Source organism: Ruegeria sp. HKCCD7251 (assembly GCF_013031165.1).
In the GTDB taxonomy this organism is placed as follows: domain Bacteria; phylum Pseudomonadota; class Alphaproteobacteria; order Rhodobacterales; family Rhodobacteraceae; genus Ruegeria.
This window is the reverse complement of the sequence record NZ_WPZC01000010.1, coordinates 46,397-67,570: the sequence shown is the minus strand read 5'-3', so window position 1 is coordinate 67,570 and position 21,174 is coordinate 46,397. Positions and strand designations below refer to the sequence as shown.

The following is a 21,174-nucleotide window of genomic DNA, read 5'->3' as shown; positions in this document are numbered from 1 at the left end:
CTCATTCAGTTGAAAGCCGGAATGCCCTTGAGTTTCTTGGGTGAGTGATCGTGGTAATGCGCCTTGTTGCGTGCATGGCGCAGCGCGGCTTCAAGTATTTGATCGTCGTTTTCCAGTTTGATACCTGCCCTGTCATCAGGGTCGCTGTCTACCGGTACCGGTTGTACCCGGCCTTGCAGGACCGTGCCCCAAACGCCAATCTCTTGCAGTTTCATGGGGTCGACTGTCAAAGGATTGTCTTCAAGGATCGTGAAATTCGCAAGTTTGCCGGTTTCGATCGAACCGATCTCATCTTCCAATCGCAATGAATATGCCGCCCCGATCGTTATACCTTTGAGCGCGTCTTCCGCGCTGATCTTCTGGTCCGGTCCCGGCACCCAGCCACTTGTTGCCACGCGGTTGACGGCGGCCCACATGAACTTGAGCGGTACGGCAGGTGCCATCGGCATATCAGAATGCAGTGAGATGGAAATACCTGCATTCACGGCATCGGCCAAAGGCACCATGCGTTCCGTCCGTTCGCGTCCGACGCCTTCGGCTGCATATTTGTCAGCCAAAGTCGGCGTATAAACTGCATTCGCACTCACAAGCGCCCCAAGATCCTTGATGCGGACGATCTGGTCCGGTTGGGCATACCCAAAATGCACCATCACTGTCCGATGGTCGTCGCGCGGGTTGCGCTGCATGGCGGCGTCCAACGTGTCGAGAACGATATCCAGACCCCCGTCGCCCAAGTTATGAATATGGATCTGATATCCGGCGTCCCAATACACATCGAACACGTCCTCGAAGAACTCGGGCGTCATGATCCACTGGCCTTTGTGACCATCCGTGTATCCGTCGCGCATGATCATCAACTGGCTATAAATGGCACCGTCCAGAAGTAGCTTGATCTGCTTGGGCAGGAATTGGGTTCTGCCCTCGCTCCAACTCAGCATAGCTTCGGTTTCGGCCAGCATACGTTCGGGGCCCTCGGACTCGAGGAACATCCCGCCCAGCGTGCGTCCGTCAGGAATAAAGTAGAAGTTGAACGGCGTGTCATCCGGCCCAAACGCTTTTGCCACCAAGGCTTGCGCGTTTTGATCTACGGGGCCTGCGGGCTCGGCCAGAGTCGTGATGCCGTTGCTGTGGTAATAATCCTGCGTGTATTCCAGTGCGTCCATTACCCGGTCGATTGATGCAAAAGCGGGCGCAAACTTCTCAAAGAAGACGTGTTCCCAGAAGGCGGCCTCCAGAAAATGTCCATTCTCAAGATCAGCCTGCGATATAGCCAGCTGACTTGGCCAGCTTTGAATATAGTCGTCGGTAATGTCCAACTGCTCGAGCGCCAGTGTGTTGAAGTACATCTCGTGGGTGGAGCGTTGCCAAACAGCAACCGGAACATCTGGCACCAGCTCGTCAAGGATCGCGCGGCTCATGTCGCCGTGCCAAGTCGAGTGATACCCCCAGACCATCATTGGGCGACCCAGACTGGTATCAAAGCTTTCGACTGCTTCGACTAGTCGGCTCCTGAATGCCTCCTGATCAATAGCAAGGGGTGCAAAACCGTTCGGGGTTTCCCAGTCTTCGATTGAGATAATGGCATCAGACATCATCACCAACGCCCCAAGCAGCGGGTGGAGATGTTGTTCGATAAAGCCCGGGACAATCACCTTGTCCTCGAATCCACGATCAATTGCATAGCTACCTTCGGGAAGGCGCTGCTCGATATCAGCCAAGGCCCCCACATCCACTATGCGGCCATCTTTGACAGCCACCGCTTCTGCCACGGGCGCGTCCGGGTTCATCGTGACGATCTCTTTCCCGACGTAAACGGTGGTTGCCGGGAATTCTGGAAATTGCTGGTACGCGTCTTGCAGCGCAGAGGATTGTGCAAGGGCGTCAATTGGTAGAAGGGTGAGTGACAGTACGGAAAACAGTTTTGAAAAATTCATGGCATTACCTCGATCAAGAGAAAACACTGGGTCGATCTTCCACCCGCGCGGTGATTCAATCAACTAAATTCTTCTTCGGTTTTCAGGACTTATTCGTCATCATGTGCCCTTGTAACCTCCTGAGTGGTCGACGCTGCGTCCGGCTGCCAAGGTATCGTTGTTTGCGATATGCACGATTAAGGTTAGGGCGGTTTCGCGAAAGGGTTAAGGATGATCAAACGCATTTGGCACGGTTACACGACGCACGAAAATGCTGATACTTATCAGGCCCTGCTGAACGACACGGTGTTTCCCGGCATCGAGGCCAAGAACATCCCGGGCTATCGCAAAATCGAGCTTTTGCGCCGGGATCTTGGGCAAGAGGTCGAATTTATTACCATCATGACCTTCGACAGCCTGCAAAACGTCATTGATTTTCAGGGCGAGGATTATGAGCGTTGCTATGTTCCGGCTGAGGCGCAAAAGGTCCTCAGCCGCTGGGATTTGACCAGCGCGCATTATGAGGAAATTGAGCACCGTGGTTACTGAGACACGTTGGTCGCAAGATCTTGCCTAATTTTCATAGGTTTCGTTTTGAGACCCGTGTGGCTGAAGCTATTGTATGCCAAATACGCAATAGTTGGCATTTTCCAACACTCGCTCGAAGTCTTTGTATTTTAAGAAGGATGAGATATTTGCAATTCCTGAGATTTATTGGATTGGCATTAATTTCGGCATTCATTGGAACAGGCGCTGCGCAGGCGCAGTCAGAAGCTGAAGATCTGGCCAAGCAGTTGGCGAACCCTGTCGCGGCACTAATCAGTGTTCCGTTCCAACTGAATTATGATGAGAACATCGGGCCAGATGATGACGGGTCCCGCTGGACCCTGAATATTCAACCCGTCATTCCCTTTGATTTGACTGAAGGTTTGAATTTGATCTCTCGAACGATCTTGCCGGTTGTCTCCACCGATGGCATCCCAACTGGCGCAGGAAGCGAATTTGGATTGGGTGATACGGTCCAAAGTTTCTTTATTTCCCCAAAACGACCAACTGCTGGGGGATGGATATGGGGGGCTGGCCCGGTATTTTTGCTGCCAACATCCACGGATGACACATTGGGTCTTGGGGAATGGGGCGCAGGCCTAACGGCAGTAGCCCTTAAGCAACAGGGCCCATGGACATACGGAGGGTTGACCAACCACATCTGGGACATCAGCGGCGACACTGACGTCAACCAGACGTTCTTACAGCCCTTCCTGTCTTACACGACACCAAATGCATGGACATTCACGCTTAACAGCGAGTCCACCTATGACTGGGAAGCTGAGCAATGGTCGGTTCCGCTTAACGCGGTTGCAACGAAAGTAACCAAAGTTGGTGATCAACTCATAAGCGTCGGTGGCGGTGTTCGTTATTGGGCAGATAGCACGGATGCAGGGCCTGAAGGTTGGGGCGCACGTCTGATCCTGACCTTGCTGTTCCCGCGATAGTAGTCTGACACGGTCAGCCGAAAATATAACCGATACCTCGGACAGTACGAATAACCTCGGGTTTGGAGGGGTTCCTTTCAATCTTTCGGCGCAGGCGGGATATGCGCAGGTCGATTGAGCGGTCGAAAGGTTCCCAACCGCGGTCGTGAGCCCGCTCCAAAAGCTGGTCCCGGTTCAGAACACGGCCCCGGTTCTCGGCAAAAACCCGAAGCAAGTTGAATTCCATCGCAGTCACCGGAATTTCTTGCCCCTCGGTGTCGAAGAGACGCGCCGCGTCCAGATCCAGGCAGCAGCTTCCGAATGGCACTTTGGCCGCAAGACAGGATTGGTTGGCAGGAGGGGCCGGTTCGCCACCACGCCCTGCTGCGGGCCAGCGCCGAATGGCCGCTTTGATCCGCGCCTCCAACTCGCGCAAGTCAACGGGTTTACCAAGATAGTCATCCGCACCCATCTCAAGCCCAACGACCCGGTCGATGACGTCAGCCGCAGCGGTCAACATGATGACCGGAACTTCTGTTTCCTGCCGCAGTCGTTGCAATGCAGCCAAACCATTCTGGCCCGGCATGTTGATGTCCAAAACAATCAGATCCGGTGCAGTGCCGTCGCTGATACAGTCAAACAGCGCGTCTGCATTCTCGGCCTCACGGACGTCAAAGCCGCGTTCGGCTAGGTATTCCGCGACCATTTCCCGAAGATGCGGTTCGTCATCGCAGATGATGATGTTTCCATTACTCATGACCGGGGCCCGCCTGCCTCATGCGAACTGAAAATCTGGTCGACCAGTCTTAACAGGTCCTGAGGCGCAATTGGCTTTTCCATGTATCTGCAATTGTTGGAATTTAGAAACTCTATCGTCTTACGGCTCATTGCGTTACCTGTCACGAAACCAAAGCGGTTCAAGCACTCGGGCTTTTGCTGTGCAATCAACTTCAACAATTCCGTTCCATCCAGACCCGGCATTGTCATGTCGCTGAGTATGACATCGTATTCGTCCCGCTCCAGCAGGTTCAACGCGTCCCGGGAATCGTTGCAAGTTGTCACTTCGTATCCAGCGTCCTCGAGAATATCGGAAATCAACTCGGTTACATCTTGCTCGTCGTCGATGCTGAGCACCTTCAGCCTCGAGGTGTTCGAGGTTGGCGCTTCTTCCGCGTTCGGAGCGGCCTGATCAGGTGATGCTGGTTTCAGGCAAATGCGAAATTTTGCACCCTCACCCGGTGCTGTTTCAACGGTCAACCTGCCGCCATGACTGGTCACGATGCGATGGCAAAAGGCCAGTCCAACCCCCGTCCCTTCGCCCGCCACCTTGGTCGTGAAGAACGGCTCGAAAATCCGGGACTGGATGGCGGGGTCAATTCCATGTCCGTTGTCGTCGACTTCGATGAAAACATGACCGGACTTCGGTTCCGTCCCGCTGCGCAGTGTGACGCGGCCCTGTTCGCCCAAGCTCGCGACAGCATGTTCCGCGTTGACCACAAGATTGGTCAAAACCTGAACAATCTGATCGGGGTCTGCATCAACACATGGCGCATTTGGATCCAGCTCGACCCGCACATCTGCGCCCGAACTCTTCAACCCGTACCCCGAAATCTCGAGCGCAGCTTCGACAAGAGTTCCGACATCGCATTGCACAATTTCCATCGGACGTTGGCGGGCCATGGCCAAGAACGCCCGCACGATCCTTGTGCAGCGTTCAGCGGCTTGACCAATACGTTCCACCCGGCGCTTCAGAACAGGATCATCAACCTTGTCCTGCAACATCAGCGCATAGCCGACGACGATGGACAGAGGGTTGTTCAACTCGTGCGCCACACCCGCAAGCAACGATCCCAACGCTGACAATTTCTCGTTCTGATGGGCAATTTCGCGCTGCTTTTCCAGTTCGTCCTGCATCTGCAGGTAATCGGTCATGTCCCGCGTTGATGATACGATGACGTTCTCACCCTTGAAGTCGATCACCCGGGCCGATGTCAGCCCCTGCATGACGCTGCCATCCTGCTTAAGGAAGCGGACGGGGTAATTGTCCAACTGCCCTGTGGGTAACAGCGCATCCAGATAGGCCTGTCGATCCTCGGGGTTTAGAAAGAACCCCAGCGTGGTATCCAATTGACCAAATCGTTCCCGCGAGGCCGGAGGGCAATAGAGGATTCTGCCGTCATCCACACGCGAGACCAGAAAAGGCGTGGGCGAGGCATCAACAATCGTGCGCACCAGCAGGTCGGCTTCGCGCTGCGCCTGCTCGATCTGATCCCGTCCGCTCTGGTCCGAGAGGGTCAGCAACAATTCGCCCGCATCGCTTTTCCTTCCAGAGAAGGTGACTGGACGACCATCGCGCGTGTCCAGCCTGGTTTCTGCAGCCGTTTGCTCGCTCAACCGTATCAGGGCGTCCTTGCTGTCCGAATGGGGTGCAAAATGTCCCCTTGCCGCAACAGCACGCGCAAAATTCTCGAAACGAATGCCCGGTTGCGCGTCTCGCTCGGCAAGACCAACAAAAATCGAGAATGCGGGATTGCAGACGATCAGGCAGCCATCCCGATCCCACAGGCTGATGCCATCCCTCAACGGGTGAATTGCGCTGTGCAGCAAGTCGCGTGCGGTGTCCGTGTCAACCTGTCGCGCAGCGGCGTCTTCCCTACCTCCCAGCGGTGCAAGCACATACCCGCGGTTATTGCCGCACTCAAAGCTGGAAACGACCACCACTTGATTGCCTTGCAGTTCCATCGTGACGCTGGCGTTTCCACTAAGCAACAGGCTCGCGGCCGTTCTCGCAGAACAGACCGTTTCTTCGGCGGTCAACTTCAATGCGTTGGACAAAATCTCATCAAGAAAAGCGCGTTCTGACAAACCTTCAGGTGTAGGCAGCCTAGCCGGGATGACACCGTTCCATTCCACGCACAAACCAGCCCTGTCGAAACGGAAAAAACTGACGGTTGCTTCAGATTTTTGGGGCTGGGACTTGGCGGCGCGTGAATGCATCTGGTTTCTCTTCAAATAGTGAACTTTCTATGTGACCGCAGGACGTGTCTGTCTGACGTCACCACATAAATCCGTTTGTATCAATTGTATCTGCGCCAAATGCATGCTTTGGCGGACGCACACAAAAAAGGCCCCCTCGTTCAGAGGGGGCCGATCACTCGTTAAGATAAATCAGTTCAGTCGAAGTGTCTTGGGCTTGCTTCCGCCCGACTGGACCTTGAAGCCGCCAATACCCGGGCTTTTGCAATTCATCGAATATTTGGCACCGTTCGACTGGAACTTGGGCGAGACACCTTCGATTTTCACCCAACCGTTTTCCGGACCGTTGCCGTTGGGAATATCCCAAGTGTGCTGCACCACGGCGATCTTGTTGGCTGCTGTCTTGGCGGTAAAAACGTTGCTTTTCTTGCCAGTGTTATGCACGAACCGATACTTGATCTGTGCGTTGGCCGTATTGGTGGAAATAGCGGTCGTGGTCTTGATTTTGCAGGCCCCGTTGGGCGGCGCAATTTCAGTCAGTTTCATCGTAGCCTTCTTTACGGAAACCGGCTGGGTATAGCCTTTGACGCCACCCCCGGCCAAAGGCACGCGCGGCCCAGAGAATTTGCTGCATACGATCTTGACCGTCTTCGGTGCAGAATATTCCCAGATTTGGTTATTGGACCCGGCACCTGACGCTTCGACTGTGGTTTTCAGCGAAACCTTAAAGCTCACCTCGTGGTTTGAGCCAAAGATTTGCTTATCCGATTTACCCTGGTTGCGCAGGACAGTTGCTTTCATTTCGCACATGCTGACAGCCGCGGATTCGATCGTGCCGACGCTAAGGGCGAAAGGCCAGTTATAGTCGATGGATTTCGGACGATTGCCGACCGAATACGAGACAGTCTTCTTGTAAAACGACGTGCCCTGAACCTTGGCCGCGATACCGAAACCATGGGTGATTTCAGGCTCCATGGTCCATTTTTTGATCCGCCCTGCGGTGCCGGTGTCATATTTGAGATTGGCACCTACTACGAATTTTCCGTTCAAATCCAACTTGGTATAATTCTGACCGTTGCTGAGAACTTTCAGCGAGGTCGGGTTTGTGTTGGTAACAGTCGCCACACCACTGTCGGCCGAGGCCACGTGCGGCAGGGCGGCAAAAATGCCAGAGATCAGAGCTACGGTTTTGATACTGGTTACGGTCTTCATAATCTTAATTCCTTCAGCTTTCTGTTTGCTTGTGACTGTCTGTCGTTTGGCACCCGAGAAAGGTTCAAATTTTTTTGAGGGCCTGTTCGAATTGCGCCTGCGGCGTGAGATTAAGGTTCGGACGTATCTGGCAGATGTCCGGCAGATGTTTGGAATGTATCGACTTTGTCAGAGCCTTGTGCGGTCAACACCCGCCGGATTGCACAAGGCCATAACCAAAACGCGTATCTCGGCCTGATGAACCAAGATCAACGGCTGTCTGGCGCAAGATGCGTCGCGCTTTGTCCAGAGACAGCCCGCCGCGGGATGCGTGTCGGGCCAGCAAAGCAGTCACAAGCGGAGCGGCGTAAGATGTCCCAGACCGATAACCGCCGCCTTTCGCTGTAATGACCCATAAGTCGACCCCCGGCGCGGAAAACTCGATATGAGGGCCCTTGTTTGCCTTGCCATAAATCCGGCGGGCCGCGTCCACTGCTGTCACGGCAATGGTATCGGGGGATGCCGCTGGCAAACGCGGCGCGTTGCTGCTGCTATTTCCGGCGGCTGCAACCACGACCATGCCACGCGCGCGGGCTCTGGCAAGCAATTCAGCAAACACCGCGTTAGGCGCGCCTGACATCGACATATTGACCAACTGAACATTGCGCGCGCGTAGCCAGTCCAGACCCGTGGCAATATCTTCCAACCGTGCACCTTCACGGCCTTTGTCGCGACCAAACGCTTCGGCCGCAAAAATCTCTGAACCCGGTGCCAGGCCGATAATCCCGCCTGAGCCATTCCCGGCGATTAACCCAACGACTGCCGTAGCATGGTCGGTTCCCGTGGGCCTGAGCCCCGGCGACAGCACAGACTGACGCTGGATGCGCACGCCGGCAAGCGCCGGGTGTCCCGCCTGAACAGGGCCGTCGATTACTCCGACCCGCACGGCGCGCCGAAGAGCGCAGGATTGCTCAGGAGGATCTCCTACCATCGCGGCAGCATAGAGACGCGGCGGGGCCGCGAACCCGTAAATATGATGGCGGTCAACGTCAGCATCTGGCGAAGGGATCGTCAAAGCAGCGCGCGCGTCTGCAAGTGTCAGCACTTGGGGGAAAGCATAAAAGAGTATGACCCGGCCCATCTGGGGTAGATTTCGCCGGCGCAAAAGCTGCGCCCCGCGTTCTTGCAACACATCCCTTGCCGCTTGCTCTTGCCGGGCTGGGACCAGAACCGTGTATTCCGGTGACCCATCCGGCGCAGGCACCATGTCACGCGCTGCGCGTTCTGTATTGCGCTGGCGTTGCGCGCAAAGCGTGATGGGCCCAAGGTCTCGTCCGGTTGTTCCACGGATAGCCCAGACGAGGCGATAAGTTTCACCTGCCCGAAGCCCGCGCGGCGGCACCGCGATCGTGACTTGGCTGGGTGACCAGCGCAGCACCTGCATCTTCAGGGTCTGGCCCCGGCTGGTCGCGAGAATGTCACTGGGTCTTGCACCAAAATCGCGGGCTTCAATTCGGATGGAATCTCTGGGCTTTACGCATCCCGTGGCAATGATCCGAAAGTCGTCGGCCTGCGCTGCAATCGGAAAAGCAAGCAATAGAAGGAGCATGAAAATACGCATGATCAATCCCCTCCCTCGACTTCGACGCTTTCCACAATCCCCGTTGCGGCGTTTAGACGTTCCAATGCACGGGCGGCGGCGTCTTCGTCTTTCGCGGCCAGCGAGTACAGACCCAAAGCCGATGGCCCGGACACGATGGTCAATTCCAGTTCCAGCAAAAGGGCGCGGATTTCTTGTTCGGTGGCTGTCGCGGCAAATACCACTGTCAGGGTTGGCCCAGCGTCCAGAGATTCAGGGCCACCATCGGCCAGCTCGACATCTGGTCCAGTGTTCAAATATGGCAACGTCACCTGAACGGCCAGCAAAGCCATTGCTGCAATGGCCGCGATTTTCCAAAGGCCAGGTTTTGTTGCTTTTGGCTGCGTCACGGTACGATTTGCATCTACATCCCGCATTAGCCTTGCCAACCCAAACTCACCCGGAGAGGTCCCGACTTCGGTCGCTTGCATTTGAATCCGCGCCGCTTTCAACGCAGCCAGTTCCGCCTGCAATTCGGGATTTGCGGCCACTGCGCGTTCAATTGCGCGGCGTTCATCACCTTCCAACGTATCATTTGCAAGAAACACCAGCAGGCTCTGGATTTCATCGTCATCCTTATTTGGACCGGTCATGTCGCTGCCTCCTTCATTCGACCTGACAGGCAGCGCAACAAAAGCTTCTTTGCGTGAAAAATTCGCGTCTTAATCGTGTTTTCAGGGGCGTCAACCACGCGCGAAATCTCGCCGTAACTCATGTCTTCGTAGAACGTGAGCTCAATGGCGCTGCGGTGATCGGCCTTAAGCCCCTCAAGACAGAACCGAAGATGTTCGGCCTCTTGCGCGGCGGCAAGGCAGGCCACGGCATCAGGCCCTTCATCGACCTGCTCGGGCAGGTCATCGCTGGGCGAGATACGTTTATGTTTTCTGAAGTGATCCATTGTCTTCCTGTAGGCAATTCCAAATACCCAGGTCTTGACAGCAGACCGACCCTCGAATTTACCGGCCGAGCGCCAGACTTCCATAAAGACCTCGTGAAGTATGTCGCCCGCTTCGAATGGATCGTTCATTTTTGAAGCAATAAATCTGTAAACCGGCTTTTCCAGCGCCCGGTACAACCCGGCCAAAGCGGTCTTATCCCCGCCCGCGACGGCCTGCAGCAAGGCGTTCAGTTGCGCGTTATTCATGGCTATTGCCTAAGCTGCAAAACAGGTTGCTGGCTTGGCGTAGTGTTCAGGCCACGTACCGAAGACACAGCCAACAGGTTCCCTGCAGAGTCAAACGCAGCAACTCGCCAGCGCAAAACCCTGACCTGACGCAAGCGATCGAGCGTGAAATCCTTCAACCGCGTTGACCGTTCACTGGTATCCAAAGCGGCGATCTGTTTTGGCGCAAGTCCGCCAGCACCCGAGTCCAGAAATTCCAGACGATAGAGGCTTGCGTTGGGAACCGGTTGCCAACTGAACACAGTCGCTGCACTAAGCCCCGCGCCCGGTTGGGGCGCCGAGAGATTTAGCATCGGTTTGGAGGCTGGATCCGGCGTTTGCGGCTCAATGGGCACGGCGGTGACCGTATAGCGCAGATCGGGAACGGATAGCGTAAAGCTGCCTCGCTGTCCGGGCGAGGGTACGAACCGCACCCTGTAGATTCCGGGCCGATCTACCGGCAGCGGCGGGCTCTCGAATGTGGCGCGCCGCGCGCCTGCCAGAACCTGACGAACTCTTCCGACGACACGGAAATCACCCGCGACGTCCGACGGACCGGCAACCTCCCACGCGCCGTCAAGGATGCCGCGTCCGTTCGTAGTCAACTCAAGCCGGGCCGCCAATTGCGTGCCGCTGGGAACCACACGGAAAAGACTGTCGTCGTCAAAGGCAAGATCAGCAAAACGCACGGCCAGTGGACCGCCACTGGTCGCTTGCATGCGCAAGGTTGCGGGCGCTGAGGTTCCGTTGAAATCCGTGAAGCTGCGGGTCAGAACGGCGTTGCCCGCCTGCGCAATCCGCGCCGCTGTTGTCCGGTCAACAACAAGCCGTTCGGACAGTGTTACAAAGATCAGACCACCGCCTGGATGCTGCACCGTTCGGCGTAGCGGGCCGCCAATGGTACCGCCGGTGCTGAGTTGCGCGCCGGGCGAAGTGACCGTAACGGCTCTTGCTGCTCGCGAGATTACCCCGACGCGCCAGTTCAAGGTTATTGCGGATTCACCCGACCCATTGACGCGTGCCGTCGGAGGATTGACGGAAACCGGCCCCGCTGCATGAGCCAAGCCGCACAAAAGGGACAGGACAAAGCTGAGTATGAGTGTTGGCAGAAATCGCATACTCCGCCTCCTACCTAAAGAAATTAGTTGTTGCGCGCAGGGTCAGGCCGACCAGCGTATCCTCGTCCCCGCCGCTTTCGCTGGCATAGGGCCCGTCGGCACGGCTTGCGCTTAGAACCAGTTCGGCTGTGGGGTGGAACCGCCACGCCAGTTCGGTTGCATAATACTCTCCGTCCAGCGCAAAGGGTTCATCAGTGCGCGTTATGCCGGTATCCAGCCGAAAAATCAGATCATCCGGCCGCAGCGCATAACTGAAGCCCAAAGTGGCTTCGTACCGCTCCCAAGTGTCAAAATCGCCATCCACACGTGTGTAGCCCGCAGTGCCATTCACATTGGCCCGGTCGTTGACGCCATAGTCGAAAGCTGCATTCAAGCTGCGGCTGTCGGTGTCTATATCCAACACCCCCTGATCATCTTCACGGATGCGGACATAATCCAGTGACCAATTGCCGACATCCCCCAGCTTGTCGAATCCCACATACAAAGTTGTTGAGGTATAATCCTCGGGCGGGGGTGCCGCGTTGGGGGTCGTCAGCCGATCCTGTTCGAGGTAGCCACCCCCAAAACGCAGGGCTGTACCCTGCCAGAACCCCTCGCCCTGTAAGTCATAGCGGAGGTCGGTCAGGACCTGCGAAATCCGATCTTCGGGCCAGCCGGATGGCCCCCCAACATTGGTTTTCTGGGTATCGGCAAAGATATTGAGGGCGAACCGGTTGGCGCTGTAGTCCATCGTTAGTCGCCAGGTTTCGGCCCCGACTGCAACACCGGGATTGGCGAGCGAAAAGTAGTCCTGATCCACTTTTTCATAGCCCAGACCCACGGTTAAAGCCCGGTCACCCGCGTCCGTGTTCAAAACGTCGTAGCTTAAGTGGGACAGAACCGCGTTTGCGCTGGTTTCAGGCAATGGGCCGCCGTCATCTTCGTCCCAATCGGTCTGTGACCAAACTGACCCATAATACAATCGCCCGCCCAACAATGTCCCGTCCAGCGAAAGCGACGAGCCTTGACCGGAACCTGTCGCGCTGCCGCCATAGGGATCACCATCGCCGGTATAGGTTTGCACGGACACTCTGAAGTCCTGCGTGGCAAAAGGTTGGAACGCGAATCTTGCCCCCTGCATGCGGCTGTCTTCGTCCGCCAGCCCTGTGAAGTTGGCGGCCCCCAATGCGTCGGCACTTTGCGACGCGAAGGCCCCCAGTTCCACGCGCTGATCTAACAGGCCCATGTCGACCGATAGACCACGCCGGGATACATCACCTACCAGCGCGCGATCATAGTCCAGCATCTGATGGCCCAATCGCCCAGTTAAGTTTGTGGCACCCAGCGTGCGATTGAACTCGAACAGATACTCGGCAATATCTACCGGGTTTTCGGTGACCCGCTCGACGGGGCGCGTCGAGCCCAGATAACTGACTTGTCCGCGAAAACTACCTTCTTCATTTTCCACGCCAAATGAACCGCTGCTTGAGGCGTTTGCAGCTTCGTCGCTGTTGAGAGATTGGATGCTGGCCTCGTGACTGGCGTCAACGGAAACCGTCAACCGGCTGGGGGCCGTGGTCAGGAAGCTGTAACTGGCGATCGGCACAAAGCCGTCACCCTCAAGCAGATAGACGGTCACATCGTGGAACTCACCCGCCAAAGGGGTTACAATGTTCAGAACAAGCTGTCCATTCTCGACCGCCGCGACATCGGTCATGTCGATGCCGTCAACTTCGATTGCCACCTCTCCGGTCAGGCTGGAAATGTCGAGTGGCAGGTAAAGCGTTTGCCCGGCTTCCAGCGTCCCAAGATCTTCAATCAGATCCTGCGCGGCTGCGAGGGTGGTCGCCATGGCCAATCCACCGATGCACAAAAAACACCGGACTTTCTGTTTGAATTGCTGCCGCAAAACTGCGCCCTCGTCGTCTTGTCGCAGTGCAACGCCCTATGCGGCGAAACTGCCTAAAATATTGTTTTGCTAAGGATTAGGAGAGAGCAGTAACGAGACAAGCCACTGTAATGTCTCAATTGTTGCTGTTGCGTATCAGCTTGGGTCACGCACTAAGCCACACAAGGCTTTGGTGCCCGCGCAACGTGTCTGACAGGATACAATTGATACACCCGCAGGGATATTCCGAAGGCTCTGCCCAAAGTAAAGTCTGCACGTAACCAGACTGCAAAAGGCATGGTGATGGCTGAATACGAGTTTGTTGAAAGCGCCCCGTTCGAAGCGGGGTTTGCAGAAGTGTATGAATGGCAGATTGCCCCCTTTTTGCGCGGCAAAGAGGAAGAGCGCCAAGCCGCGATCTCGCGCAGCATGGTCTGGGTAAAACTTATTGGCGCTGTCTCGGTCGTTCTGGCTGCTTTGGCATCGTATTACGTCCACCCGCTCCTTGGTATATTTCCACTGGGGTTTGGTGGCGGTGCAGCGTTGATTATCTATCTCGAACGCGGAAGCCGCATCAGCAAGGACGTTTCGGGTTTTGTGCGTCCTATCTTGTGCAAGTTTCTGGGTAACATGGACTTGCACGCACAAGTTCCCGCAGACTTTATGCCAGTAGGCCGTCTTGTTGCCCTGCAGATTTTACCCAAAGCCGAGCGCATACGCGAGGATACCGCCATCACCGGAACATGGCGGGATACAAACTACAAGCTGCTGAAGATGAGCTGCTCTGAAAGCTATCGCGATCACAATGACGACCGGAAATACAGAACCCTGTTCGCCGGAATCGTGCTTGAGATCGACTGCCCGGTCGACATGCCACGCACTGTGTTCGTCAAGGATTTTGGCGAGACCCTGAATAAGCTTTATTCCTGGGCGTCCCGTAATACCTTGCCAACCCATCGCTGGGATTTGGGTCTGGAAGATGCCGAACAGGTTTTTGAGGTCTACACTGACGACCCGGCCCAACTTGGTCAGTATCTTAAACCTCAATTCGCTTACACCTTGACGGACATTGCAGGACGGTTTCAGGGGGGGAAGGATTACTGCGCTGCGGCCTTTTCTGGCAGGCGGTTCTATCTGGCACTCAGCTTGCCGCATAGCTTTTTGGGGTTTGATGTCGCCAGCGCCCCCCTGAGCGAAGCTAATGACAGCATCCACCGCGCTTTACGCGATCTGATGACGCCAAGGCAGATCATTGACGCCCTGCACGCCTGAGGGGTGTGGCGTTGGCTTCGCCTGTGCTTTCAGGCAAACGCAATATCGACTGAGCCGAATGGACTGAAATCAGCATGGAATTTACTTCCCGGAGGGCATTTGGCCGGGCTCAACGCCCTGTCCGCATTGCGAAGCTCTGCGCCCACCCTGACCTATCACACTCGCCATCTCGCCTTGATAATCCAGCGTGTGATTTTCCAGTGACCGCACTAAAATAGGTGTGACCGCCCGCGGTCAAGGTCGCAAGCTTCAATTCAAAGCCTCCCAAACCTCGCTGATCACATCAGCAGCCATCAACACATCATTCCGCGTCGTATCGAATTGCCCCACCTGAAAGCGGATGATTTTGCGGCCGTCGAACATGCCCTGCGTCAGATAAATCCGACCATCGTCATTCACCGCATCCACCAGACGTTGTTGCATCACGTCGTCACCCGGGCAGCGGAACGAAAACAGGCTCAGGATGGGTCCCGTCGTGATCTCGAACCCGTCCATTGCAACGATTGTGTTGGCAAGCTCATTTGCCCAAACAACATGGTTGCGAATTCGCTCGCGCAGGCCATCCAAACCGTAAGAGCGCAGCAGGAACCAGATTTTCAACGCCCTGAACCTGCGGCCCAGCGGAATGGTCCATTCGGAATAGTTCGTGACCTCGGCCCCTGTGGTCTTCAGGTATTCAGGTTCGATTTTCAAAGTGTTGAGTTGCGGTGTTGCGTCCCTCAGAAACTGGATCGCGCAATCGAACTGGGCGCCAAGCCACTTATGTGGGTTAAAGACAACACTGTCATAGCGATCCGCTCCGGCCCACAACGCCTGACGGAACTCGGGGCAGATCATGGCGGACCCGGCCCAGGCAGCGTCAAGATGGGTGTATAGGTCATGCTTCTGCGCGATATCCGCAACGGCCATCAGATCATCGCAGGCCCCTACACCCGTACCCCCGGTGATCGCGATGATCCCGGCCGGAACGTGCCCGGCGACTAAGTCGCTTTGGATCGCCGCCTCAAGCGCGTTGGGATCAATCGCGTAAGTTGACCCCAGCGTCGGCAATTTGACCAGATTGTCTTGCCCGATCCCGGCAACCCAGCAGGCCCGGTCAATGGACGAATGCACCTGATCCGAGCAGTAAATCCGCAACGCGCCTTTAGTATTCAACCCTTCACGGTTGCCGGTAAACCCGGTGGCGCGCTCTCGCATGGTCAACACCGCCGACAAAGTGGCCGAAGACGCACTGTCCTGAATGACGCCTGTCATGCCAACAGGCAGTCCAAGCGCCTGGCGCAACCAATCGACCATCACGGTTTCCACCTCGGTCGCGGCGGGCGAGGTTTGCCACAACATGCATTGGGCTGCGATTGTGGTCACCAACATCTCGGCCAACATCGAGGGTGGCGCGGCGTTGGCTGGGAAATAGGCAAAGAAACGCGGGTGCTGCCAATGGGTCATTCCCGGCATGACGATCCGTTCAAAATCGGCCATGATGGTTTCCATCGCCTGCCCCGAGTCTGGCGGCGACGCGTCAATCTGGACGGCAATATCCCCCGGGTTTGTTTGCGCCCGGACTGGGCGATCCGACAGGGTTTGGTGATAATCGGCAGCCCATTTCGAAATGTGCTGCCCCCAATGCGAAAATTCATCCCAGTTCATCAATTCGCCCTTGTGTCGCCCGCTGATCAACTGGACATGACCTCTGCGGCAGTCGTTGTATTTGTAGCTGAAAGACTTCGGCCTAGACCTATAAGCCTATATTGGCCTGACCCGTTCCGGAACTGCCAAAATGGGGCGTTTAGATATCAATTGCGCCCTTGCAGCTGCCCAACCCACGGGCACCAACAAAAGCGCCGTATCGTTCATCGCGCATTCGCCGGCGCATTTCTTGGCTTAATCGGGAAGAACCCGAGACCGAGCCAGTGCACTTTCCGAAGCTGTTCTGGCACAGTTGCCACCTGGCCCAAATAAACAGCGCGTGCATTTGGTTGATTTCAAGCAGGTCAAAGTGGCTGTTTCTTATGCAAAGCAAGGAAACAGGTCCGTGTTCTGAAGGCGTTTAACACATCAGTGGTAGACCAGAGCACCTCCGCCTGCCTCTAATGTTCTAATAAACTGTCGGACCATTCAGGTGAAGGCAAGGGCAGGTGAAAGGCTGATTGGCAACCCTGTGTCATTCGACCAGCATGAGCAAAACAACGGTTTTGTTTAACGCATTGACTGACATCTGCTACTGATTGTGGCGTGAATTTTAGAATCAATGGAGAAGTTTACACCACTTCCTCCTCCATCGGTTAGCCCAGTTTCTGCGGGTTCTTGTGACTAGTGTGAAGGTAAATCGGTTTGAAACTCATAGTTCAAATTCCCTGCTACAACGAGGCAGAGACCCTGCCGGCGGTCCTTGCCGATATCCCAAAGGAAATTCCCGGCGTAGACAGCATTGAAGTTCAGGTTATCGACGACGGGTCCACCGACGGAACATCAGAGATTGCGCGCGAAAACGGGGCGACATATGTGCTGCGAAACCGCGGCAACAAGGGCCTTGCCCGAAGCTTTCAGGTTGGAATTGATCACGCGCTGCAGGCCGGGGCGGATATCATCGTCAACACCGACGGAGATAACCAGTATTCCGGTTTGTCCATTCCCGATCTCGTGGCGCCGATATTGCGCAAGGAAGCGGACATTGTTGTCGGCGATCGCAAACCCGGCGAGAACGCTGAATTTTCCACATTGAAGCGCCTGTTGCAGCGGTTCGGAACGTCGGTCGTGCGGCGGCTTGCCGGGATTGACGTCACTGACGCAGTATCTGGATTTCGCGCATACACCCGTGAAGCTGCCCTGACGATCAACGTCATGACCAAGTTCAGCTATACCACCGAAACCCTGATCCACGCAGGGCAGACAAACCTGAAAATAGCGTCCGTTCCCGTCAACGTGAATCCCGTCGAGCGCCCCTCGCGCTTGTTCACGTCGATGGGTGGATTTCTGCGAAAGCAGGCGACAACAATCCTTCGCAGCTATACGATGTATCGACCTCTCAGCGCCTTTTTGACAATCGGCCTGGTGATGTTGATCATCGGAACAATCCCGGTTCTGCGGTTTCTGTTCTACTATTTCGCCGGTGACGGAGAGGGCCGCGTACAGTCCTTGATCCTGGGCGGCGTTTTTATTCTGGCCGGCTATATCACCATGATCATCGCGCTTCTCAGCGACGCGATTGCAACAAACCGGCGCCTTACGGAACAAGTCCTGAGCCGAATGCGGGAACTGGAACTGCGTATCGACACAAATAATCGTGGGAATGGATCGACGTGACGGATATGGGCGCGGGAAACGCCCCGTTTGCCGGGGGCAAACGTATTCTATGGCTGATTTCAGTTTTGGGGTCCGTCTATTTCGGTTTTCTTGTGATTTCTTCGTGGACCTTGTTCGACCTCAAACCTTTTGGCTGGCAGATATATGACGCTTATTATGCTGCGATTTTGGATGGTCGGTTTGATCTGCCCGCCCGCGTGCTTCGCTACGAAGGTCACTATACCGCAGACGGAACGGGCTATCTCTATCATGGCGTTGCGCCGCTTCTGACACGCTTTGCCTTTGGCTGGGCTTGGCCGTTCGAGACCTTCCCCATGAACGGCTTTTCGATCTGGTTTTGGGCCGTGGTCGGAACGCTGGGCTGGCAGCATGTTCTTGTGACCTTGGCCCGGACAGCAGGAGTTTCTGCGGATCGCCGCGTTTTGGTGCTGGCGCTTTGTGCCGCCTTGTGGGTCGCCGGGCCAGGCCCCGCCCTGGTCATCAACCTTTCGTTTTATCACGAACCGATTGCAGTGGCGTTTGCGATGTCTGGGCTGTTTGCTGCCGTTTGGACACGCGCGGCGCGCGGCGTGACACCAATGTCAGTGGCAGTCGTTTTGCTTGCCGTTTGCGCGATGGTCGCCGTGCACGCGCGGCCAAATGTGGCAATCGGGCTTTATGCCGGTGTCGTTTTGGCAATTGGACACGGTTTGTGGCGCGACCGTTCAGCCTTTCTCATCCCCGCGATCATCGCCATGGGGATTTTGGCCGCAGGCGGGTTCGGATATCTCGGGCTAAATGCTTTGCGGTTTGGGGATGCGTTGATCACCCATGGCAGCTATGAAGGCTCGCGCGTTGTATATGGCAACGTCTTTTGGGGAATAGAAACCAAGGACTCGATCCGCGCGGCAGCCTTCGAAGAGCATGGTCGTCTGAACCCATTACGCGTTGTTCCCAATGCAGCGTTTTACTTGTTCGACGTCCCTTCAGCATCTTTCCTGACCGGCCTGTCCGACTCGATTCTCGGTCTTTACCGGGCGGTAACGGAGCCGATTCTAGGCCATATCAGAGTTGGCGGCCCAAGAACCGGATTGGTTATGCTATGGCCGCTTTGGTGCCTTCTGGCGCTGTTCGGTATTCGCGCGGCTTGGCGCGACACACAAATGGCAGGGCTTGTGGTTGCGGTTGCGCTGTCGGCTATTGTGACATTGGCCTACGGCACGATCACCTTCCGATACCGCTTGGATCTTTGGCCAGTTATCGCAACACTGGCGCTGATGGGTGCTGTTTTCTGTATGCGACGCGAACCGGGCATAGCTGCAAAAGCCTGGATCGTTGGATTAGGTACGACGGCTTTTATTGTCGGAACTGCAACAACGACAGCGTCGGTGTATAAATATGCTTCTCCGCTCAGGGAAAGGCCGGGAGAATACTTTGAAAAGTGGTCCGAAGACGCCTGCCTGAAGCGCGCGGCCCAGATTGGTCTTACCGTCGAACAAGGTACGAAAACCTGCAGGTCGCATTCTTCGCTTGAGGACGCCGTATGACAAACGATCCACGCGCCACCCTTTCGAGGGCAGCAAAATCCGGCTACGTCGCAACGATGCGAGGCATCGCTTGGGGCCTGAACAAAACAAGCGTCACAGACTGGCTCTCGCGCCGGCATCATCGCGGCAGGGGGTATCATTGGGCGTCAAGCCTTATGGCAATCCATGACATAGATGGGCTGATCGCCCTGGACGTTCCCTGGTGGACCTATGATGCGATTGAAGTCGTCGACGCGTTCCTAAAAACAAGACCTGCCCGTGTATTTGAATACGGCGCGGGGGCCAGCACGATCTGGGCGGCGCGACGCTCGGCTTCTGTAACGAGCGTTGAGCATGATGCGGATTGGTACGCACGCGTTTTGGAACGGGTCCAGGGTCAGACCAATATCTGCCCGGTCGACCTGCGTTTAGCACCTGCTTCGAACGCAAAAGACGCCGCACTTTCGGACCCTATCTACCTGTCTCAGAAACAAGACATGCGCGGCCTGAACTTTACATCCTATGCATCGGAAATTGACAAGGCGAATGGCTCATACGACTTGATAATTATCGACGGTCGCGCACGCCAAGCTTGCTTGCGCCACGCTGCAAACCGGCTGTCACCGGGTGGAATGATTGTCTTCGACAACTCAAAGCGTGCCCGATATCGCGAGGCTATCAGTCAGTCCGGGCTTTCCGTCAATCGCTACCCCGGGCTTACCCCGTCGCTGCCCTATTCAGACGAGACGTCAATATTGACGGCTCATACCTGAGCCTGCCGATGGAAGAGAACACGCCCTTGCGCGCAGGCTTATGGTTCAGGCGCGGAATTCGTGTGGCTGGGGTCGTGTTGCTTGTCTTGTCACTGGGTTATATCGCGCTCGAAGTTCAGCGCAATTGGACAGAGGTTTCGCATTGGCGCCCAAGTTCAACGGAACTTGTCCAACTATTCGGCCTGACGCTTGTCTACATTTTGACGCTGTCCCTGCCTGCCGAAACCTGGCACCAACTGGTTGGCGTCTACGGCGCGGAACCCCGGCGGCGAACGTGGCGCTCTTTCGGGTTGGCGCAGATTGCACGCTATTTGCCGGGTAATGTGGCCCATCTGATCGGGCGCGCTATGGTCCTGCGCGACGGCCCGTTAAGCGCGAAACAATTGGGGCTGGCGACGCTGTTAGAATTAATTGCGATGCCAGCAGGCGCTGTTTTGGCACTTTTGATTGCTGCACTCGTCACTCCGGGGGTCGATCAAATCGCGCAAACAATTGGCTGGTCGGAAGACACAGTGCGGATTCTCACACTCATTTCTGCTCCCTTGTTGATCGCAGGTTTGTTCATCACCTCGCGAATAGCGGGGAATAGCAAGGAACTGACCCGTACTTTTTGCATTGTGGTGCCGATTTGCGCGCTGTTCATGCTGGGGCTCGGCGCAATTTTTGGAGCAATCGTCTGGGTAGTGGGTCAGGGCCCATTCCTTGTCGCAACTGTCGCGGGCATCTGTGCATGGCTGGTTGGGTACGTAACACCCGGTGCACCTGCTGGTTTAGGCCCGCGCGAGGCAGTACTGCTACTGTTTCTTTCGAATGTAATGCCCGCAGGCGGGCTGATCGTAGCTGTCGCCGTTTTCCGGCTTGTCACAGTCTCTGGCGATTTGGTCTGCTTTGCGATGTGTGCAGCCGTTCTGCGCAACGGCGCGCCAGCATAAGCCCCGCTGCCAAGTTTTACGTCGTTGCTCATCCTCTGAAATCCAACGCGC

At 55.9% G+C, this 21,174-nt stretch carries 17 protein-coding genes; 7 read left to right on the top strand and 10 right to left on the bottom strand.

The window, feature by feature from the left end:
• Positions 1 to 5: 5 nt before the first annotated feature.
• Entirely contained in the window at positions 6 to 1,934 is a 1,929-nt protein-coding gene (locus tag GOX75_RS18595) for an amidohydrolase (protein ID WP_171125627.1), read from the bottom strand.
• Between the two features lie 210 nt (positions 1,935 to 2,144).
• On the opposite strand from GOX75_RS18595, the gene GOX75_RS18590 reads away from it, so the two are divergent.
• Together GOX75_RS18590 and GOX75_RS20420 are read left to right on the top strand one after the other, a co-directional pair.
• The gene (locus GOX75_RS18590) at positions 2,145 to 2,462 is read left to right on the top strand and encodes an antibiotic biosynthesis monooxygenase (protein WP_171125625.1); all 318 of its coding nucleotides are present in this window, start codon (positions 2,145 to 2,147) and stop codon (positions 2,460 to 2,462) included.
• A 56-nt stretch (positions 2,463 to 2,518) separates the two neighbouring features.
• Positions 2,519 to 3,406: a transporter gene (locus tag GOX75_RS20420; RefSeq protein ID WP_371808194.1), complete on the top strand. Its 888-nt coding sequence runs from the start codon at positions 2,519 to 2,521 to the stop codon at positions 3,404 to 3,406.
• 13 nt (positions 3,407 to 3,419) lie between these two features.
• Here the strand turns inward: GOX75_RS20420 and GOX75_RS18580 are convergent, their stop codons facing one another.
• The 8 genes from GOX75_RS18580 to GOX75_RS18545 all read right to left on the bottom strand — a co-directional run bounded on the left by GOX75_RS18580 (position 3,420) and on the right by GOX75_RS18545 (position 13,302).
• Positions 3,420 to 4,142: a response regulator gene (locus GOX75_RS18580; RefSeq protein WP_171125623.1), complete on the bottom strand. Its 723-nt coding sequence runs from the start codon at positions 4,140 to 4,142 to the stop codon at positions 3,420 to 3,422.
• A complete protein-coding gene (locus GOX75_RS18575) occupies positions 4,139 to 6,382 on the bottom strand; it encodes an ATP-binding protein (protein ID WP_171125621.1) in 2,244 nt (747 codons plus the stop codon). The genes GOX75_RS18580 and GOX75_RS18575 overlap by 4 nt, the downstream gene beginning before the upstream one ends.
• A gap of 171 nt (positions 6,383 to 6,553) precedes the next feature.
• Complete coding sequence (locus GOX75_RS18570) at positions 6,554 to 7,573, bottom strand: hypothetical protein (protein WP_171125619.1); 1,020 nt, start codon at positions 7,571 to 7,573, stop codon at positions 6,554 to 6,556.
• 184 nt (positions 7,574 to 7,757) lie between these two features.
• The gene (locus GOX75_RS18565) at positions 7,758 to 9,173 is read right to left on the bottom strand and encodes a S8 family serine peptidase (RefSeq protein WP_171125617.1); all 1,416 of its coding nucleotides are present in this window, start codon (positions 9,171 to 9,173) and stop codon (positions 7,758 to 7,760) included.
• A gap of 2 nt (positions 9,174 to 9,175) precedes the next feature.
• Positions 9,176 to 9,784 carry a hypothetical protein gene (locus tag GOX75_RS18560; protein WP_171125615.1) on the bottom strand — a complete coding sequence of 203 codons (609 nt, stop codon included), beginning with the start codon at positions 9,782 to 9,784 and terminating at the stop codon, positions 9,176 to 9,178.
• Positions 9,781 to 10,335 carry an RNA polymerase sigma factor gene (locus GOX75_RS18555; RefSeq protein WP_171125613.1) on the bottom strand — a complete coding sequence of 185 codons (555 nt, stop codon included), beginning with the start codon at positions 10,333 to 10,335 and terminating at the stop codon, positions 9,781 to 9,783. Before GOX75_RS18555 ends, GOX75_RS18560 begins: the two co-directional genes overlap by 4 nt.
• Before the next feature lie 2 nt (positions 10,336 to 10,337).
• The gene (locus GOX75_RS18550; protein WP_171125611.1) at positions 10,338 to 11,471 is read right to left on the bottom strand and encodes a hypothetical protein; all 1,134 of its coding nucleotides are present in this window, start codon (positions 11,469 to 11,471) and stop codon (positions 10,338 to 10,340) included.
• A 10-nt stretch (positions 11,472 to 11,481) separates the two neighbouring features.
• Positions 11,482 to 13,302: a hypothetical protein gene (locus GOX75_RS18545; protein ID WP_171125609.1), complete on the bottom strand. Its 1,821-nt coding sequence runs from the start codon at positions 13,300 to 13,302 to the stop codon at positions 11,482 to 11,484.
• A 339-nt stretch (positions 13,303 to 13,641) separates the two neighbouring features.
• Between GOX75_RS18545 and GOX75_RS18540 the strand changes: the two genes are divergently transcribed.
• A complete protein-coding gene (locus GOX75_RS18540; RefSeq protein ID WP_171125608.1) occupies positions 13,642 to 14,610 on the top strand; it encodes a DUF3137 domain-containing protein in 969 nt (322 codons plus the stop codon).
• Positions 14,611 to 14,859: 249 nt separating this feature from the next.
• Here GOX75_RS18540 and GOX75_RS18535 read toward each other — a convergent pair whose 3' ends face one another.
• Positions 14,860 to 16,257, bottom strand: a complete 1,398-nt coding sequence (locus GOX75_RS18535) for a pyridoxal-dependent decarboxylase (protein ID WP_171125606.1) — start codon at positions 16,255 to 16,257, stop codon at positions 14,860 to 14,862.
• Between the two features lie 684 nt (positions 16,258 to 16,941).
• Here GOX75_RS18535 and GOX75_RS18530 point away from each other — a divergent pair.
• Genes GOX75_RS18530 through GOX75_RS18515 form a run of 4 tightly spaced genes read left to right on the top strand, consistent with a single transcriptional unit; the run spans position 16,942 to position 21,123 of the window.
• A complete protein-coding gene (locus GOX75_RS18530) occupies positions 16,942 to 17,913 on the top strand; it encodes a glycosyltransferase family 2 protein (RefSeq protein WP_171125604.1) in 972 nt (323 codons plus the stop codon).
• Complete coding sequence (locus GOX75_RS18525) at positions 17,910 to 19,439, top strand: hypothetical protein (protein WP_171125602.1); 1,530 nt, start codon at positions 17,910 to 17,912, stop codon at positions 19,437 to 19,439. The genes GOX75_RS18530 and GOX75_RS18525 overlap by 4 nt, the downstream gene beginning before the upstream one ends.
• The gene (locus tag GOX75_RS18520) at positions 19,436 to 20,191 is read left to right on the top strand and encodes a class I SAM-dependent methyltransferase (RefSeq protein WP_171125600.1); all 756 of its coding nucleotides are present in this window, start codon (positions 19,436 to 19,438) and stop codon (positions 20,189 to 20,191) included. Before GOX75_RS18525 ends, GOX75_RS18520 begins: the two co-directional genes overlap by 4 nt.
• 8 nt (positions 20,192 to 20,199) lie before the next feature.
• Positions 20,200 to 21,123: a hypothetical protein gene (locus tag GOX75_RS18515; RefSeq protein WP_171125598.1), complete on the top strand. Its 924-nt coding sequence runs from the start codon at positions 20,200 to 20,202 to the stop codon at positions 21,121 to 21,123.
• Positions 21,124 to 21,174: the final 51 nt, after the last annotated feature.

Coding starts and splice junctions, on each gene's coding strand:
- GOX75_RS18595 (WP_171125627.1), bottom strand. CDS start 1,934: ATGAATTTTTCAAAACTGTTTTCCGTACTGTCACTCACCCTTCTACCA.
- GOX75_RS18590 (WP_171125625.1), top strand. CDS start 2,145: ATGATCAAACGCATTTGGCACGGTTACACGACGCACGAAAATGCTGAT.
- GOX75_RS18580 (WP_171125623.1), bottom strand. CDS start 4,142: ATGAGTAATGGAAACATCATCATCTGCGATGACGAACCGCATCTTCGG.
- GOX75_RS18575 (WP_171125621.1), bottom strand. CDS start 6,382: ATGCATTCACGCGCCGCCAAGTCCCAGCCCCAAAAATCTGAAGCAACC.
- GOX75_RS18570 (WP_171125619.1), bottom strand. CDS start 7,573: ATGAAGACCGTAACCAGTATCAAAACCGTAGCTCTGATCTCTGGCATT.
- GOX75_RS18565 (WP_171125617.1), bottom strand. CDS start 9,173: ATGCGTATTTTCATGCTCCTTCTATTGCTTGCTTTTCCGATTGCAGCG.
- GOX75_RS18560 (WP_171125615.1), bottom strand. CDS start 9,784: ATGACCGGTCCAAATAAGGATGACGATGAAATCCAGAGCCTGCTGGTG.
- GOX75_RS18555 (WP_171125613.1), bottom strand. CDS start 10,335: ATGAATAACGCGCAACTGAACGCCTTGCTGCAGGCCGTCGCGGGCGGG.
- GOX75_RS18550 (WP_171125611.1), bottom strand. CDS start 11,471: ATGCGATTTCTGCCAACACTCATACTCAGCTTTGTCCTGTCCCTTTTG.
- GOX75_RS18545 (WP_171125609.1), bottom strand. CDS start 13,302: ATGGCGACCACCCTCGCAGCCGCGCAGGATCTGATTGAAGATCTTGGG.
- GOX75_RS18540 (WP_171125608.1), top strand. CDS start 13,642: ATGGCTGAATACGAGTTTGTTGAAAGCGCCCCGTTCGAAGCGGGGTTT.
- GOX75_RS18535 (WP_171125606.1), bottom strand. CDS start 16,257: ATGAACTGGGATGAATTTTCGCATTGGGGGCAGCACATTTCGAAATGG.
- GOX75_RS18520 (WP_171125600.1), top strand. CDS start 19,436: ATGACAAACGATCCACGCGCCACCCTTTCGAGGGCAGCAAAATCCGGC.
- GOX75_RS18515 (WP_171125598.1), top strand. CDS start 20,200: ATGGAAGAGAACACGCCCTTGCGCGCAGGCTTATGGTTCAGGCGCGGA.